Source organism: Shewanella sp. 10B, assembly GCF_023475885.1.
Classification (GTDB): Bacteria; Pseudomonadota; Gammaproteobacteria; order Enterobacterales; family Shewanellaceae; genus Shewanella; species Shewanella mangrovisoli.
The window spans coordinates 470,116-485,673 of sequence record NZ_JAMDJO010000001.1 but is presented as its reverse complement, the minus strand read 5'-3'; the positions used below and the strand labels follow the sequence as shown (position 1 = coordinate 485,673).

Sequence of the window (15,558 nt, the reverse complement as noted above, 5' to 3'; positions counted from 1 at the left end):
GTTTTTATCTGAACCCTTAAGGCAAAACCAGTGATTAGCCTTCGATACCTTTGCTCACAAGGAACTCATCGTAGGTGCCCTTGAAGTCATTCACACCATTTGGGGTGATTTCAAGGATACGGTTGGCCAGTGACGATACGAATGCGCGGTCGTGACTCACAAACAACAAGGTGCCTTCGTATTTTTCCAGCGCGTTGTTTAATGATTCGATCGATTCCATATCCATGTGGTTGGTAGGTTCGTCGAGCATCAGGATATTTGGTTTTTGCATGATGAGCTTACCAAATAACATACGACCCTTTTCACCACCCGACAGCACTTTAACTGACTTTTTGATGTCGTCGGCGCTGAACAGCATACGGCCTAAAATACCGCGAACCGCTTGGTCGTCGTCTTCTGGTTTACGCCATTGGCTCATCCACTCGAACAGGGTCATATCGTTTTCGAAATCTGACTCATGGTCCTGCGCGTAGTAACCGATGTTGCTGTTTTCAGACCATTGGATCAGACCTTCATCCTGAGGAATATCATGGATTAAGGTACGCAGTAGTGTGGTTTTACCCACACCGTTCTCACCGAGGATGGCGATACGCTCACCCACTTCGACGATAAGGTTTAAGTCTTTAAACAGCGGCGTGTCGTAACCTTTGGCTAAGTTTTCAACCACTAATGCGTTACGAAACAGTTTCTTTTCCTGATCGAAACGAATGAATGGGTTAACACGGCTAGAGGCTTTAACTTCTTCCAGCTTGATCTTATCGATTTGACGCGCGCGCGAAGTCGCTTGTTTTGCCTTAGAAGCGTTTGCAGAGAAGCGCGCCACGAAGGTTTGCAGCTCAGAGATTTGCGCTTTCTTCTTGGCATTGTCGGCCAGCAGACGCTCACGGGCCTGAGAGGCCGCTTGCATGTATTCGTCGTAGTTACCTGGGTAAACGCGCAGTTCACCGTAGTCTAAGTCTGCCATATGGGTACAGACTGAGTTTAAGAAGTAACGGTCGTGCGAAATGATGATCATGGTGCTGTCACGCTGGTTCAGTACGTCCTGTAACCAGCGGATTGTGTCGATGTCCAAGTTGTTGGTGGGTTCGTCGAGCAGCAGTACGTCTGGATCGGAGAACAGCGCCTGCGCCAATAACACCCGCAGTTTTAAACCTGGAGCGATTTCAGACATCAGGCCGAAATGGCTTTCGATACCAATACCCACACCGAGCAAGAGTTCACCCGCGCGAGATTCGGCGGTGTAACCGTCCATTTCGGCAAATTCCATCTCAAGGTTTGCCACGGCAATGCCGTCTTCTTCGCTCATTTCTGGCAGAGAATAAATACGGTCACGCTCTTGCTTCACCTTCCACAGTTCACGGTGGCCCATGATCACTGTGTCGATGAGGGTGAATTCCTCATAACCGAATTGGTTCTGGCTTAACTTACCCAGACGCTCGTTGACGTCTAAGGATACGTTACCGCTGCTCGGCTCTAGATCACCGCAAAGGATCTTCATGAAGGTTGATTTACCGCAGCCGTTCGCACCGATAAGACCGTAACGGTTACCGCCGCCGAATTTAACTGAGATGTTTTCAAACAGTGGCTTAGAGCCAAACTGCATGGTGATATTCGCTGTAGTGATCAAAATGAACTTCCAAATCGAGTTAGGTTGGCCGGACGTCTGGCAAGGCAACTAAGTATAAACCTATTTGCAAAAGCCAAGTTGTCTAACCTGAGGGGGTAAAAATAAACGTGGCACTATAGCAGTTTGGGCTAAATTATCAACTAAAAAGGCCTACTTAGCCGCGAATCGTCAAGCAAAATAACGAGCTAGAAGGCTTATTTAAATGCTGATATGAATCTAAGCTCACAGCTTATTTCAGCAACATTTTTACCGAATGATTCAAGCTAATGGAATTGGATGACAGCAGGATGAATCCACTCAAGTGATTAGCTATTTAGATGTGAGGGAAATGTAAGGTTTGTACAGGTGTTTAGGATGAAGTATAGATTTATGTTCAAACAATCCAGCCCGCAAAATGCGGGCTGGATCGGGAGTGCTTACTCACTGCCTCACGATTTAACGAGGCAAAGTGTTAACACTCATGCGAGCGCAAGCGTTATAACTTTTGCTGTCTTAACCGGTTCGCATTGGTGACCACAGTTAGGGAAGACAGCGCCATTGCCGCCCCGGCAATCACTGGACTTAACAGCATCCCCGTGAGCGGATACAAGACGCCCGCCGCCACTGGGATACCTAAACTGTTGTAGATAAAGGCCCCAAACAGGTTCTGCTTAATATTGCGAATGGTCGCGCGGGAAAGTGCCAATAAGTTAGCAATCACTATCAGCTGCTGGGACAGCAGAGTCATATCCGCGCTTTCGATCGCTACCTCTGTGCCCGATCCCATGGCGATCCCCACATCGGCACTCATCAATGCGGGCGCATCGTTGATACCGTCCCCCACCATGGCAACCACATGGCCTTGCTGTTGTAAGGCTTTAATATGCTGCTGTTTTTGCTCGGGTAACACGCCCGCAATCACTTCTTCGATGCCCACTTGAGCTGCCACCGCCTGCGCCGTTTGCGGATTATCTCCGGTCAGCAGCACTACGCGAATCCCCTGTGAACGGATGGCGCTGATCGCTTCTTTAGCGTCGGCCTTGATCGGATCGGCAATGGCGATAGTGGCCACTAACTTGCCCGCCTTGGCAACATAAATCGCCGTCTTGCCCTGTTTGGCAAATTGCGCGGCGGCTTTTACCACAAAGCCTGAGTGGTTGCCTGTCACGCCCTCCGCTGACTGCACATCAAATGCCACCATTAAGGCTTGATTGCCCACTAAAAAGTCGGCGCCATCGACTCGCCCTTCGATGCCCTTACCTTGATGATTGCTAAAAATCTCGGTCACGGGCAATGGAATCGAGGCTTGCTTAACATAACTAACCATTGCGCTGGCCAGCGGATGCTCCGAATGCTGCTCAAGACTGGCGATAGCGCCAAGTAGTTCGCGCTTGTCTTCATCACTGAGCGCTTGGTTATTAGCCTCAATCCAATGAATATCAGTCACTTGGGGTTTGCCCTGAGTCACTGTACCGGTTTTATCCAGCACCACACAATCGACCTTACTGGCGCTTTGCAGTGCCTCACCATTTTTAACCAAGACGCCCATTTGAGCGGCGCGGCCAACGGACACCATGATAGACATAGGTGTGGCTAAGCCTAAGGCGCAGGGACAGGCGATGATCAGCACGCTGGTAAGCACCACAAGAGCATGACTGAGCGCAGGTTCTGGCCCAACAAGATACCAAATCGCCGCCGCGAGTAAGGCGATGACCACAACTGTTGGCACAAATACCGCCGAAATTTTATCGGCCAGACGGCCAATTGGCATCTTAGAGGTTTGCGCCTCCTGCACCAGTGCGATGATTTTGGCAAGGCGCGTATCCTGCTGCCCAGCGGTCACTCGGTAGACTAAACTGCCGTTACCATTGACAGTTCCCGCACTGAGATTATCCCCAACATGCTTGGGCACAGGAATAGGTTCGCCCGTCAGCATGGCCTCATCGAGTAATGACTGGCCGGACTCTACCACACCATCGAGTGCGACCCTGTCGCCGGGGCGAAGTCTGAGTTTATCCCCCAGTTTAAGCTGGTCGATTTCCACCTCTTCATCGCCATTGTCGCCAATACGAATCGCGGTAGAAGATTGCAGGCCGAGCAAGCGCTGCACCGCTTCGCTGGTCTTGCCCCGAGCTTTAAGTTCGAGGGCGTGGCCTAAGTTAATTAAGCCTAAAATCATCACGCTCGCCTCGAAGTACACGTGGCGAGTGTCCATGGGAAACGCACTCGGGATAAGCACCACCAGCATGGAATAGAGCCATGCCGTGCTGGTACCTAACACGATTAAGGTATCCATATTGGTGGTTTTGGCTTTAAGCGCGCGCCACATTCCCTGATAGAAATGGCGCCCGGTACTGACTAAAAGTGCTAGGGTAACTAAGCCCATAATGCCCCAGCCAAGCTGCATGCTAGGGCTATTAATCATCATTTCACCGCCCAGTAATCCCCATAACATCATAGGGATACCGACAGCGAGCGCGGCGATAGCCTGACGCATCCGCAGGCGATACTCAGCCGCATCTTCGACCCGCTTTTCCTCTGCGGCCGCCTTTGCGTCCACAATCAACTGGGCGGGATAACCCGCCTTATCCATCACTGCCAGCGCCTTATCGCTGTTCATCTTGCCATCCACAGTCACTTGTTTATCGGCGAGATTGATACGGGCACTCACATTCGGCTCGGCCGCAAAAGCCTTTTCAATTTTGGCCACACAGCCTGCACAATTCATGGTGGCAACATAGAGTTTTATCTGCGACATGGAAGATCCCTCACTTGAACTTAACCGCTATAGGATTAAGATAAAGTCTCCCATCACGGGAGAGTCAAGGGTGTTTTTGTGGCAAGTATCACACTTGTCTGCACGAGTCTTTAGAACAGATAAGAACCGAGGTCAGTATGAAAATTGGTGAAGTCGCGAAGCACACAGGGTTAAGCGTCAAAAGCATACGCTATTACCACGATATCGGCCTCGTCTGCGGCGAGCGTAACGAGGCGGGATATAGGGTCTATCGCCATCGGGATATCGAATCGCTGAAATTTGTGCACCAGTGCCGCGACTTAGGTTTTAGTCTCGAGGATTGCAAACTCCTGCTTGGCCTTCGCAATAACGATAGCCGCAATGCCGAAGATGTGAAGCAACTCACCCGCAACCATTTGGCCTATGTCGAGGAGCAAATTGGTAAATTGCAGAATCTTCGTAGCCAGTTACAGCAAATGGTCAGCGAGTGCCAAGGCGGTGAGCAACCCCACTGCGCCATTATTGATAGCCTTAATCACCAGCACTAAATACTTAATCATCTGCATTAACACACATCCATAAAAAAGCCTGCTTGGATGCAGGCTTATTTATGGGGTTATCGCGAGCTCTGAGGCGTTATCACCAAGGCTTTAATGCTTCAGCGCCATCACGTTATCGAGGGCTAATGTGGGTAATTTACCCGCTGGGGTAAAGTGAAACACTTTGCCATAAAAGGCTAACTCGGTTTCTAAGCCGGCGGCTTTATGCTCAGGTGTTCGCCCCTCGTCGGAATCATCACCATAGTCGATATAGGCTGTCGGCACGCCTTTGGCTTTCAGCGCCTCATAAATTTGCCGCGACTGCGCCGTTGGCACTATCTTGTTTCTCAAGCCTTGGAAAATCAGCAGGGGTTCATTCAAGCCATCTAAGTGATTGAGTGGCGATAACTCGCGATAACGTTGCTTCATCTCGGGATAGGGGCCGATAAGCTGATCTAAATAGCCAGATTCAAACTTATGCGTACCCTTAGCGAGCTGCTCAAAATCGCTGATGCCTTCATAGCTCACGCCCGCTTGAAACACATCATAAAACGCCAGGGACGACATGACGGTTAAACCGCCAGCGCTGATCCCACGGATCGCCAGTTTATTGGCATCGACCCAGCCCTTAGCCACTAAATACTTAGCCGCATTGACCGCATCTTCCACATCGCTTTCTCCCCATTTGCCATACAGGCTCTGGCGATAGGCGCGGCCAAAACCACTGCTGCCACGGAAGTTTAAATCCAACACGGCAAAGCCGCGGCTGGTCCAGAATTGGATCTCGCTGCGATAGGCAAGTGAAGCGCGCGCCGTCGGCCCGCCATGTAACATCACGATAAGCGGCGGCCTGGTGTCGTGGGGCGCGATGTAATTGGGATTCACCGGGCCATAAAAATAACCATAGGCTTGCTGATTTTTACCCGTCGCGAAGGCAATATTTTTCGCCCGCGACACGTAATTCGGGTCAAGATTCGGCAGCGCAGGGGCATAGACTAACTCAGTGCCACGGCCGACAACTCGATAAATGCCCTTCTCTGGCGTCGCCTTAGCGCCGACAAAATAAACCCCATCTTCGCCCTTCACCACCTGAGTAATCTCAGCAAAATCAACGGCAAGGGATTCGGTCAATCCCGTATCTAAGTGCATACGCAGCAATGCCGCTCGATTGCCTTCGACATAGCTGGCTATCAAGGTCGAGGCATTTTCGAAGGCGTAGTTATGATTGCCTAAGCGCCAATCGGGCACGGCAAACTCGGCATTTTTACTCAGCACTGGCACTAAAGTTTGTTGTGGCGTCACGCGGTAGATGTTCCACCAGTTACTGAGATCGGACACCACATATAAGTTGCCATCTGGGCCGAATAAGGGCTGAGTCACCGAAGAATCCTTGGGCGTATTCACCTTACGAATATTTTTTAACTGACCCTTACGGTCAAGATCCCCAAGCCAAAGCACGCTGTTATCCCAAGGCATATAGGGATGTTCCCAAGTGATCCACGCCAATTGCGTGTTATCGGGGGAAATTGTGGGGGAAGCAATAAAGTCATGGCCAGTGACGAAGGTATCACCTTCACCGGCAAAGTTAAGATTGATGGTCACTAGGCTGGCTTTCGGTTCGCCGCCCTGACGATGGTCTTCACGCACACAAATAATCCGTGAGCCCTTGGGATACGCCACACAATCGGCATGGCGAGTACCATTGGGAGTTAACGGCAATGGCGGTTGATTCGGGGCGAAACGGTAAAACAGCTGATCCTGCAATTTAGTGGCAAACAAGCTCTGACCTATACCTAAGAATGCGGCGCCGCCATACTCATGCACGGTTGATCTAACATTAAAATCGGGGGGAACCACTTCGGTCACTTTGCCAAGACCATCGAGGCGTTTAATGCCAACTTTGCCCTGTGCGCTGCCACTGGATTCGGCAAAATAAATCGCGTCGCCAACGCTTTGCAGCTCGGCAATATCATCGGCCTGTTCAAACACCTCGGCCGCAGACAAGGGTGATTGCCAGCTGCCATAGGGTGCCACTTTAATATCGCCATTTTCCTTGGCGGGTAAATCGTGTGTATCCGTACGCTCACACCCGCCCAGCAGCAAAACTGCACTCAGCAGATACGGTAAATAGCGTCCTAACCCCATTGTATTCCCCAAGTTTGCCAACTAAACAAACCGAAATATGCCACTGCCCTTTGCGGGCTTATTTTTTTACTTTTTTGATAAACCACTTGATGACATTGGCCTGCTGCACTTGCGTGAGACCAAAGTAAATACAAATCCAAGGCGATAGCAGAAAAAACCACGGGATCACCTCGACCGAACGACCTGTGAAAAGAAGAAAGAAGAAGCCGCCGTAGATCACTATGACACCTAAGACACCGACGATTAACATCATGCGCTTAGTGATTTTTTCAAGCCAAAGGGCCTTATCCTGCCATGACATTCAGATAATCAACTCCATCACTATAATGTCAACCCTATTTGTAAAGTTATGTAAAAAAAGTGGAGTGCGATTGTTGAAGGATAGCCAGTAAATGTCAACTCCGATCCACCAATCCCCTGAGCTAAAATCGCTTTTAATACGCTTATCTTTACCCAATAAAAAACCGAGCAAATGCTCGGTTTTGTTTAATATCAATAAGATACCATATTACAGACGGATACCGCCATCCACTTCAAAGACACGACCATTTACATAATCGTTTTCAATGATAAAGCGTACGGTAGAGGCTATCTCCTCCGCTTGACCTAAACGACCAACGGGAACAAGTTTCTCTAAACGCTCAAGCGCTTCTGGCTTCATCGCCGCAGTCATTTCAGTGGCAATCACCCCAGGGGCTACCGCTGCGCTGCGGATATTGTAACGGGCTAACTCTTTTGCCCAACCCACAGACATGGCCGCCACACCCGCTTTAGAGGCCGCGTAGTTAGATTGGCCTACGTTACCCGCTTTGGCGAGGCTAGAAATGTTGACAATCACCCCAGCTTGACCCGATTCGATCATCGCCGCAGCCGCCTCACGGCCACAAAGGAAGGTGCCAGTGAGGTTAACATTGATCACCGATTGGAATTGGTCGAATGACATACGGTCAGTCACTTTGCCATTTTTGGCTTTGACTAACATGCCATCGCGCAGGATGCCGGCGTTATTCACTAATACATTGATTTTGCCGAAATCTTCCAATATGTAAGCAAAACCTGCGACCACATCTTCTTCGTCGGTAATATCTAACGCATAACCTTGGACTTCGGTGGCTGAGCCTAAATCGGCACAGGCGCGTTCGAGTTTCTCTTGATCTACATCGATCAGCGCCAACTTAGCGCCCGCCTGCGCAAAATTGTGCGCCATTGCTAAGCCTAAACCACCCGCGCCGCCAGTGATGACGACAACCTTATCTTTTAAATCCATCTGGTTATCCCTTGTTTATCTATTTTTTAAGTGGTGCAAATTGTTCAAAAATACTGGAGAAGTCTCGGCGACCATTGCCTTGTCTTGCATGATTCACATACAAGCTGCGCGCGAGTGAGCCCATAGGTGTACTCGAATTGCTCAATAATGCGGCTTCTTGGGAGAGGCCGAGATCTTTAACCATCAAATCTACCATAAAGCCGCCTTGATAGCCCTTAGAAGAAGGCACATTCTCCATCACGCCTGGGCAAGGATTGTACTTCTCTAAGGTCCAGTTACCGCCGCTGCTGACCTTCATAATGTCCGACAGCACTTTAGGGTCGAGACCATGGTCAATCCCCATTTGCAATGCCTCTGAAGTGCCGACCATCATCACAGATAGCAGCATGTTGTTGCAGATTTTAGCGACCTGCCCCGCACCGGCGCCGCCCGCGTGGAAGATATTCTTGCCCATGGCGTTAAGCACAGGTTGTGCCCGCTCAAAGGCGATGTCAGAACCACCACAGATAAAGGTCAAGGTGCCTGCCGCCGCGCCCGCGGTACCGCCGGATACTGGCGCATCGATAAATTCGATACCACTCTTAGCCGCTTCGGCCGCCACCAATTGGGCGCTTTGGGCATCAATGGTCGAGCAATCAATCAGCAAGGTATCGCCAGCGACAACGTCGAGTAGGCCTTTCTCGCTACCATTGCCTAAGTATAAGTTTCTAACATGCTTGCCCGCGGGCAGCATAGTGATCACCACATTGGCTCCCGCCGCAGCGCCGCATGCCGTGCTCGACACTAAGGCGCCTTGGTCGGCCAAGGCTTGCATGGCGGCTGGCACTAAGTCGAAGACACGTACCGTCATGCCCGCTTTTAATAAATTGGCCGCCATTGGGCCGCCCATATTACCTAAACCGATAAATGCTACTGTACTCATGCCATCACTCCTGTGTTCTGGTGTCTTTATTATTCCAGATAGTTGTTATTCCAGACAAAAATGGCAGGCAAAGCGCTCGTTTTGCCTGCCATCGATTGGCTTAGCTTAATTGGCTTAAGGGATGTTCTTCTCCCCAAGGTGAGGTCAAAATGTCCTCGATAACGCTATTTGGCACGGATTGCACATCGGCAAATTGCCATTTTGGCTGTCTGTCTTTATCAATCAGCAGTGCCCGTACGCCTTCACAGAAATCCCCCTTAGCGCAGGTGTTAACGCTGACGGTTAATTCCCATTTAAAACATTGTGCTAGGCTGAGTTTGGTGCCGAGTTGCGTTTGGATATACGCCAAATGCCAACTGATAGGACTGCCCGCGAGCATGGTCGCACAGGCTTTATTTAACCAGGCTTCTTCGGTGCTTAAGGTTGACATACGGCTGACGATATCCGTCAAGCTGCCCGCCATCAGTCGGTCGATCATCTCTTGACTCTCGGCCAGTAAACTATCGCCCTTAGGGATGTCCACTTGGTTCGACAGTTCGTTGATCATAGAGTCGAGTCTTTGATGGTTCAGCGCTGGCGTATCGCTCCAATCGAGGGTCGCCATGGCATCGAACATCAGCTCTTTGTCGTCACGATTCAGATAATGATCGGCAAGGCCAACGTAACAGGCATCGGCGGCGTTCATTTGATAGGCCGTTAGCCCTAAAAACAGCCCCATTTTGCCCGGCATGCGGTTGAGGAAATAGCTGCCGCCCACATCGGGATAAAGCCCAATGGTGACTTCGGGCATGGCGATACGGGAGGTTTCAGTCACGACTCTATGACTCGCGCCCGCCATCAAGCCCAAACCGCCGCCCATCACTATGCCATCTCCCCATACCAGCACAGGTTTGCCATAGGTATGCAGTAGATAATCGAGACGATATTCTTCTTCGAAGAATACTTTAGCGACCTCAGTCACTTGTCCCTTAGCGGCAACAGACGCGTGGTATAACGCCCGCACATCGCCACCCGCACAGAACGCCTTTTCTCCGCTGCCATCGAGTACCACACAGGCGATTAACGGATCTTTTTTCCACAAATTGAGCTGCACCGTCATGGCTCGAACCATATCGAGATCCAAGGCGTTGAGGGCTTTTTCAACATTGAGCGTCACCACCCCAACTAATTTACCCGAGGCGGTTGCTAAGGTTTGAAAAACCACATTTTGTGTGGTGGACGTGTGTGCAGCCTTATCTACTAAATGTGTCATTAGCGGTTCTTCCAATCAGCTTTACGTTTTTCCAAAAACGCGTTCACGCCTTCGGCCTGATCTTCAGTATCGAACAATCCGACGAACAGTTCACGCTCTATCGGTAAGGCTTGGCTGCGTGGCATTTGACGCCCAGCTTGGATGAGTGTCTTACAGGCGGTGACGCTGCTTGGGCTCTGATTCGCCACTTTAGCGGCCAGTGCAATCGCCGCATTTAAGGCTTCACCCGTTTCGACCACTTCCTCGACTAAACGCAAATTCAGCGCTTGGGCGGCATTCACACGCTCACCGCAGAGGATCATCCGCTTCGCCCAACCTTCGCCCACTAAAGCGGTCAGGTTTTGGGTACCGCCCGCACAGGGCAGCAGGCCAACGGTGGCCTCAGGCAGTGCCATCACGGCTTGGGTCTCGGCAATACGAATATCGCAAGCCAGCGCGACTTCTAAGCCACCGCCCATGGCATAACCGTTAATGGCGGCAATCGACACGCCGCGGAACTGGCTTAAGGTTTCAAATGCTTCGCCAAAGTGTTTTGCCATGCTCGCCGCATTGCCCTTATCACCGTCGCTAAACAGTTTTAAATCGGCACCGGCGGAGAAAAACTTGTTGCCCTCGCCAGTTAACACCAGCGCATAAATGTCCTTATTGGCATTAAGCTCCAGCACTTTGGCCTTGAGCGCCTGCAAACTCTGGGCGGTCCAAGTGTTGGCCGGCGGATTGTTCATCGTCAGAATGGCCGTGTGGCCTTCGATACGCTCAACTAAATATTCCATCTGTTTCGGCTCCCTAATATTTCCAATCTGTTATCGCCAAATCCTACAGTCCCATCTGGGCAGCTTAGAGGATTTGTCCGGCATTTTCGTCGAGTAAACGACGGGCGATAATGAGGCGCATAATCTCGTTAGTGCCCTCTAAAATCTGGTGTACACGAACATCACGGAAGTGACGCTCTAAGGGGTACTCCCTGATATAACCATATCCGCCATGAATTTGCAGCGCGGCATCACAAACTTGGAAGCCCACATCGGTGGCAAAACGCTTCGCCATCGCGCAATAGGCGGTGGCTTCAGGGTCGCCACTGTCGAGTTTAAAGGCGGCCAGACGCACCATTTGACGCGCGGCCACTAATTCGGTCGCCATATCGGCAAGCTTAAATTGCAGGGCTTGGAAGGCTGCCAGCGGCTTACCAAATTGCTGACGCTCATTCATGTACTGAGTCGCACGCTCAAGAGCCGCCTGCGCCGTACCGACAGAGCAAGTGGCGATATTGATACGGCCACCATCTAAGCCTTTCATCGCAAAGGTAAAGCCTTGGCCTTCTTCGCCGAGCAGGTTCGCAACGGGTACACGCACGTTATCGAAGGTGACTAAACGCGTCGGCTGCGCGTTCCAGCCCATCTTGTCTTCGGCCTTGCCATAGATAATGCCTTCACTGTCGGCAGGAATGGCAATGGCCGAAATACCCTTTGGCCCGGCTTGGCCAGTGCGGCACATTACGACTAAAAGCTCAGTTGAACCTGCGCCCGAGATAAACATCTTAGAGCCAGATACCACATATTCATCACCCTCACGCACCGCTTTGGTTTGCAGTGATGCCGCATCAGAGCCCGCACCTGGTTCAGTTAAGCAGTAAGACGCCAGCATTTGGCCCGTGGTCAAGGGCTCAGACCAAGCTTGACGCAGAGTATCTGTGCCCCAAGTGGTAACCATCCAAGTGGCCATATTGTGAATCGTCAGCATGGCTGTTGTGGCTGTACAGCCTTTCGATAGCTCTTCGAAAATAATCGAGGCATCTAAACGCGACAGGCCCATGCCACCTTCCGATTCGGGGGAATACAGGGAGCAGAAACCCAGCTCACCGGCTTTTTGGATCACATCCTTAGGGAAATGATGTTCTTCGTCCCATTTGGCGGCGAAGGGGGCGAGTTCATCCGCCGCGAACTGGCGGGCCAGATCGGCAAATTGGCGTTGGTCTTCGTTGAAATTAAAATCCATTTGGCTCTCCTATGACTCTTTGGCCATTTCTTTCGTCAATATCTTTTGCGTAATACACAGTGAATTTATCGGCAGGCTTATCATCAATGGGCGCCAACTGGCGCCACGTTTAGACTGAAAAACCTGCTGTTTCACAATGCGTTGAAACTGTTCTTAAAACCGCTTAGCGCAAGTTAATGCTCATATTTGGACCTGCGGCCACGGCAATGTCCGACTCGAACCAGCGGGAAGTAATGGTCTTAGTTTCAGTGTAGAAACGTACCGCTTGCTTACCGTAAGCGTGTTGGTCGCCGTAGAAACTGCCCTTCCAACCTGTGAATGAGAAGAAAGGTAATGGCACAGGGATTGGCACGTTGATACCGACTTGGCCAACTTCGATTTCGTGTTGATATTTACGGGCGGCGGCGCCGCTTGCGGTAAAGATAGAAGTACCATTGCCGTAAGGGCTGGCGTTAACGAGCTCGATGGCCTCTTCTAATGAATCGGATTCCATACAGCAAAGCACTGGGCCAAAAATTTCTTCTTTGTAGATGCTCATATCGGTCGTGACCTTAGTGAACATGGTCGGTCCTACCCAGTTACCCGACTCGAAACCTGCCACGCTAAAGGCGCTGCCATCGAGTAAACACTCAGCCCCTTCTTCCTTACCTTGGGCGATAAGTTTGAGCACGCGCGCTTTAGCGGCTGGGCTAATCAGCGGGCCGTAACCTGCTTCTTTATCGTCCCATAAACCTGGGCGAACCTTTGCCAGCGCTTCTTTAAGCTCTGGGATCCACTCTTTAGCCGCGCCAACAAATACCGCGACCGAAATCGCCATGCAGCGTTGACCCGCTGCGCCAACTGATGCGCCAACTAGGTTGTTGATCACTTGCTGCTTATTCGCATCAGGCATGATCACGCAGTGGTTTTTTGCACCAGCAAAGGCTTGCACGCGTTTTAAGTTATCGGTACCGGTTTTGTAGATGTATTGACCGACAGCCACAGAGCCGACGAAGGAAATGGCTTTCACCGCAGGATCGGCCAGCAGAATATCGACCGCCGTTTTATCGCCATGCACCAGTTGTAATACGCCCTTTGGCGCGCCCGCTTCGACAAACAGCTCAACTAAGCGCTGCGGCGTCATTGGGTCTTGCTCTGATGGCTTAAGGATAAAAGTGTTACCGCAGGCAATCGCCAGTGGGAACATCCACAGCGGGATCATCGCTGGAAAGTTAAACGGCGTGATGCCCGCACACACCCCCAAAGGCTGAGTGTAGCTGTAGGTATCGATTGAACGTGCGACGTTCTCAACGGTTTCGCCCATCAATAATGAAGCAATGTTGCAGGCATGTTCTGCCACTTCAATTCCGCGCCACACATCGCCCTTGGCATCTTCAAAGGTTTTGCCAGTTTCTTTGGCTAGGATAGTCGCCAGTTCGTCGTGGTGTTCTTTTAACAAGTGTTGGTAGCGCAACATGACACGGGCACGCTCAGACACGGGCACTTCTTTCCACGTCTTAAAAGCCGCCTTGGCACTGGCAATGGCCGCGTGCACTTCATCGGCCGTAGCGCTGTTGATAAGGGCGATTGACTCGTTATTAGCGGGATTGGTCACCACGATTTGTGATGTACCTGTGCCTGTGATGAATTCGCCATCAATGTAATGCTTAACTTGTGTGGTCATGTTGCAATCCTTTTCCTTGTTTAGGGTCGAGCTGGCGGTGCGATATTATGTTTATCCTCAGCGGGATGCTTGCCCTTGCCAGCTCAGTCTTGGTCTTGTTGATTTAGCAGTTATTCGCAATTAAGCCTTTGATTAGACTTCGATAGCCATAGCAGTTGCTTCACCGCCACCGATACAGAGTGAGGCTACGCCACGCTTAAGCCCACGGGCTTTAAGTGCATGGATTAAGGTCACCAGCAAACGTGCACCCGAGCAACCGATAGGATGACCTAAGGCGCAGGCGCCACCGTTCACGTTCACTTTGGCCATATCTAAACCTAATTCAGAAACGGCCAGCATAGTCACCATGGCAAAGGCTTCGTTGATTTCGAACAGATCAACCTCATCCTTAGACCAACCCACATTGCTCAGCAGTTTTGCCATAGCGCCAACGGGCGCTGTGGTAAAGAGTGATGGCTCCTGCGCATGGGTTGTGTGGCCCTTGATGGTGGCCAGCACAGTTAAGCCTAACTGCTCGGCATTGGCGCGCGTGGTTAACATCAGCGCCGCCGCACCATCGGAAATCGAGCTTGAGTTTGCCGCCGTAATAGTGCCGTCTTTGGCAAAGGCGGGACGCAGTGCGGGGATTTTTTCAGGGCGGGCATTACCTGGCTGCTCATCGGTATCGATAGTCACATCACCACGGCGATCGCTTACCGTGACAGGCACAATCTCCGCCTTGAAGGCGCCAGAATTAATGGCCGCGTTGGCTTTTTCCAGAGAGCTTAGGGCAAAGGCGTCCATTTGCTCGCGGGTTAAACCGTATTCATCGGCGGTTTTCTGGGCGAATGTGCCCATGGCTCCGCCGGTGTAGGCATCTTCTAAACCGTCGAGGAACATATGATCTAAGACCTTGCCATGGCCCATACGCATGCCTGCGCGCGCTTTATCTAGCAAGTAAGGGGCTTGGCTCATACTTTCCATACCACCCGCAACCACCAACTTAGCACTGCCCGCTTTGAGTAAATCGTGGGCAAGCATCACGGTTTTCATCCCAGAGCCACAAACTTTGTTTACGGTCGTAGCACCCACAGAGAGAGGTAAACCTGCCCCTAAGGTCGCCTGACGCGCTGGCGCTTGACCCAGACCCGCTGGCAATACGCAGCCCATTAACACTTCATCGACCTTATCAGGCGCAACTTGGGTATCGGCTAACAGGGCTTTGATGGCGGTGGCCGCTAAGCTCGGAGACGTTACGCCAGACAAACTGCCTTGAAAGCCACCCATTGGGGTGCGTTTAGCGGCAACAATAACGATCTCTTGGTTAAATTGTTCAGTACTCATGGGGACTCCAAGCTAAATGTGCCTTGGCGGTAACACTCGCCAGCGGCGGATAAATAGTGATAATGAAACCACTCTGACGTTTACGCGAACGTAAAGCAAGTATTCCTTG

Annotated in this window: 12 protein-coding genes; 1 reads left to right on the top strand and 11 read right to left on the bottom strand. The window is 51.1% G+C overall.

Annotated features, from left to right (window positions below; genetic code table 11):
- Nucleotides 1-34: 34 nt before the first annotated feature.
- Nucleotides 35-1,627 carry an ABC-F family ATPase gene (locus M0415_RS01990; RefSeq protein ID WP_083757913.1) on the bottom strand — a complete coding sequence of 531 codons (1,593 nt, stop codon included), beginning with the start codon at nucleotides 1,625-1,627 and terminating at the stop codon, nucleotides 35-37.
- A gap of 475 nt (nucleotides 1,628-2,102) precedes the next feature.
- Complete coding sequence (locus M0415_RS01985) at nucleotides 2,103-4,364, bottom strand: heavy metal translocating P-type ATPase (protein ID WP_249555858.1); 2,262 nt, start codon at nucleotides 4,362-4,364, stop codon at nucleotides 2,103-2,105.
- A 137-nt stretch (nucleotides 4,365-4,501) separates the two neighbouring features.
- Here M0415_RS01985 and M0415_RS01980 point away from each other — a divergent pair, with 137 nt between their 5' ends.
- Complete coding sequence (locus M0415_RS01980; RefSeq protein WP_011717642.1) at nucleotides 4,502-4,891, top strand: MerR family DNA-binding protein; 390 nt, start codon at nucleotides 4,502-4,504, stop codon at nucleotides 4,889-4,891.
- Nucleotides 4,892-4,993: 102 nt separating this feature from the next.
- Here the strand turns inward: M0415_RS01980 and M0415_RS01975 are convergent, their stop codons facing one another.
- The 9 genes from M0415_RS01975 to M0415_RS01935 all read right to left on the bottom strand — a co-directional run bounded on the left by M0415_RS01975 (nucleotide 4,994) and on the right by M0415_RS01935 (nucleotide 15,449).
- On the bottom strand, nucleotides 4,994-7,027 hold the full coding sequence (locus tag M0415_RS01975; RefSeq protein WP_249555859.1) for a S9 family peptidase: 2,034 nt from the start codon (nucleotides 7,025-7,027) through the stop codon (nucleotides 4,994-4,996).
- Between the two features lie 58 nt (nucleotides 7,028-7,085).
- Nucleotides 7,086-7,328, bottom strand: a complete 243-nt coding sequence (locus M0415_RS01970; protein WP_011717644.1) for a hypothetical protein — start codon at nucleotides 7,326-7,328, stop codon at nucleotides 7,086-7,088.
- A 207-nt stretch (nucleotides 7,329-7,535) separates the two neighbouring features.
- The gene (locus M0415_RS01965) at nucleotides 7,536-8,294 is read right to left on the bottom strand and encodes an SDR family oxidoreductase (RefSeq protein ID WP_249555860.1); all 759 of its coding nucleotides are present in this window, start codon (nucleotides 8,292-8,294) and stop codon (nucleotides 7,536-7,538) included.
- Between the two features lie 19 nt (nucleotides 8,295-8,313).
- The gene (gene mmsB / locus M0415_RS01960; RefSeq protein WP_249555861.1) at nucleotides 8,314-9,216 is read right to left on the bottom strand and encodes a 3-hydroxyisobutyrate dehydrogenase; all 903 of its coding nucleotides are present in this window, start codon (nucleotides 9,214-9,216) and stop codon (nucleotides 8,314-8,316) included.
- Nucleotides 9,217-9,316: 100 nt separating this feature from the next.
- Nucleotides 9,317-10,468, bottom strand: coding sequence for an enoyl-CoA hydratase/isomerase family protein (locus M0415_RS01955; RefSeq protein WP_220053462.1), 1,152 nt, complete (start codon nucleotides 10,466-10,468; stop codon nucleotides 9,317-9,319).
- Nucleotides 10,468-11,241, bottom strand: coding sequence for an enoyl-CoA hydratase (locus M0415_RS01950; protein WP_011623346.1), 774 nt, complete (start codon nucleotides 11,239-11,241; stop codon nucleotides 10,468-10,470). The genes M0415_RS01955 and M0415_RS01950 overlap by 1 nt, the downstream gene beginning before the upstream one ends.
- A gap of 64 nt (nucleotides 11,242-11,305) precedes the next feature.
- Nucleotides 11,306-12,463 (bottom strand): acyl-CoA dehydrogenase family protein, encoded by a 1,158-nt coding sequence (locus M0415_RS01945; RefSeq protein ID WP_011717648.1) that lies wholly within the window; start codon nucleotides 12,461-12,463, stop codon nucleotides 11,306-11,308.
- A gap of 163 nt (nucleotides 12,464-12,626) precedes the next feature.
- A complete protein-coding gene (locus M0415_RS01940; RefSeq protein ID WP_249555862.1) occupies nucleotides 12,627-14,126 on the bottom strand; it encodes a CoA-acylating methylmalonate-semialdehyde dehydrogenase in 1,500 nt (499 codons plus the stop codon).
- Nucleotides 14,127-14,258: 132 nt separating this feature from the next.
- Entirely contained in the window at nucleotides 14,259-15,449 is a 1,191-nt protein-coding gene (locus M0415_RS01935; RefSeq protein WP_249555863.1) for a thiolase family protein, read from the bottom strand.
- Nucleotides 15,450-15,558 lie beyond the last annotated feature (109 nt).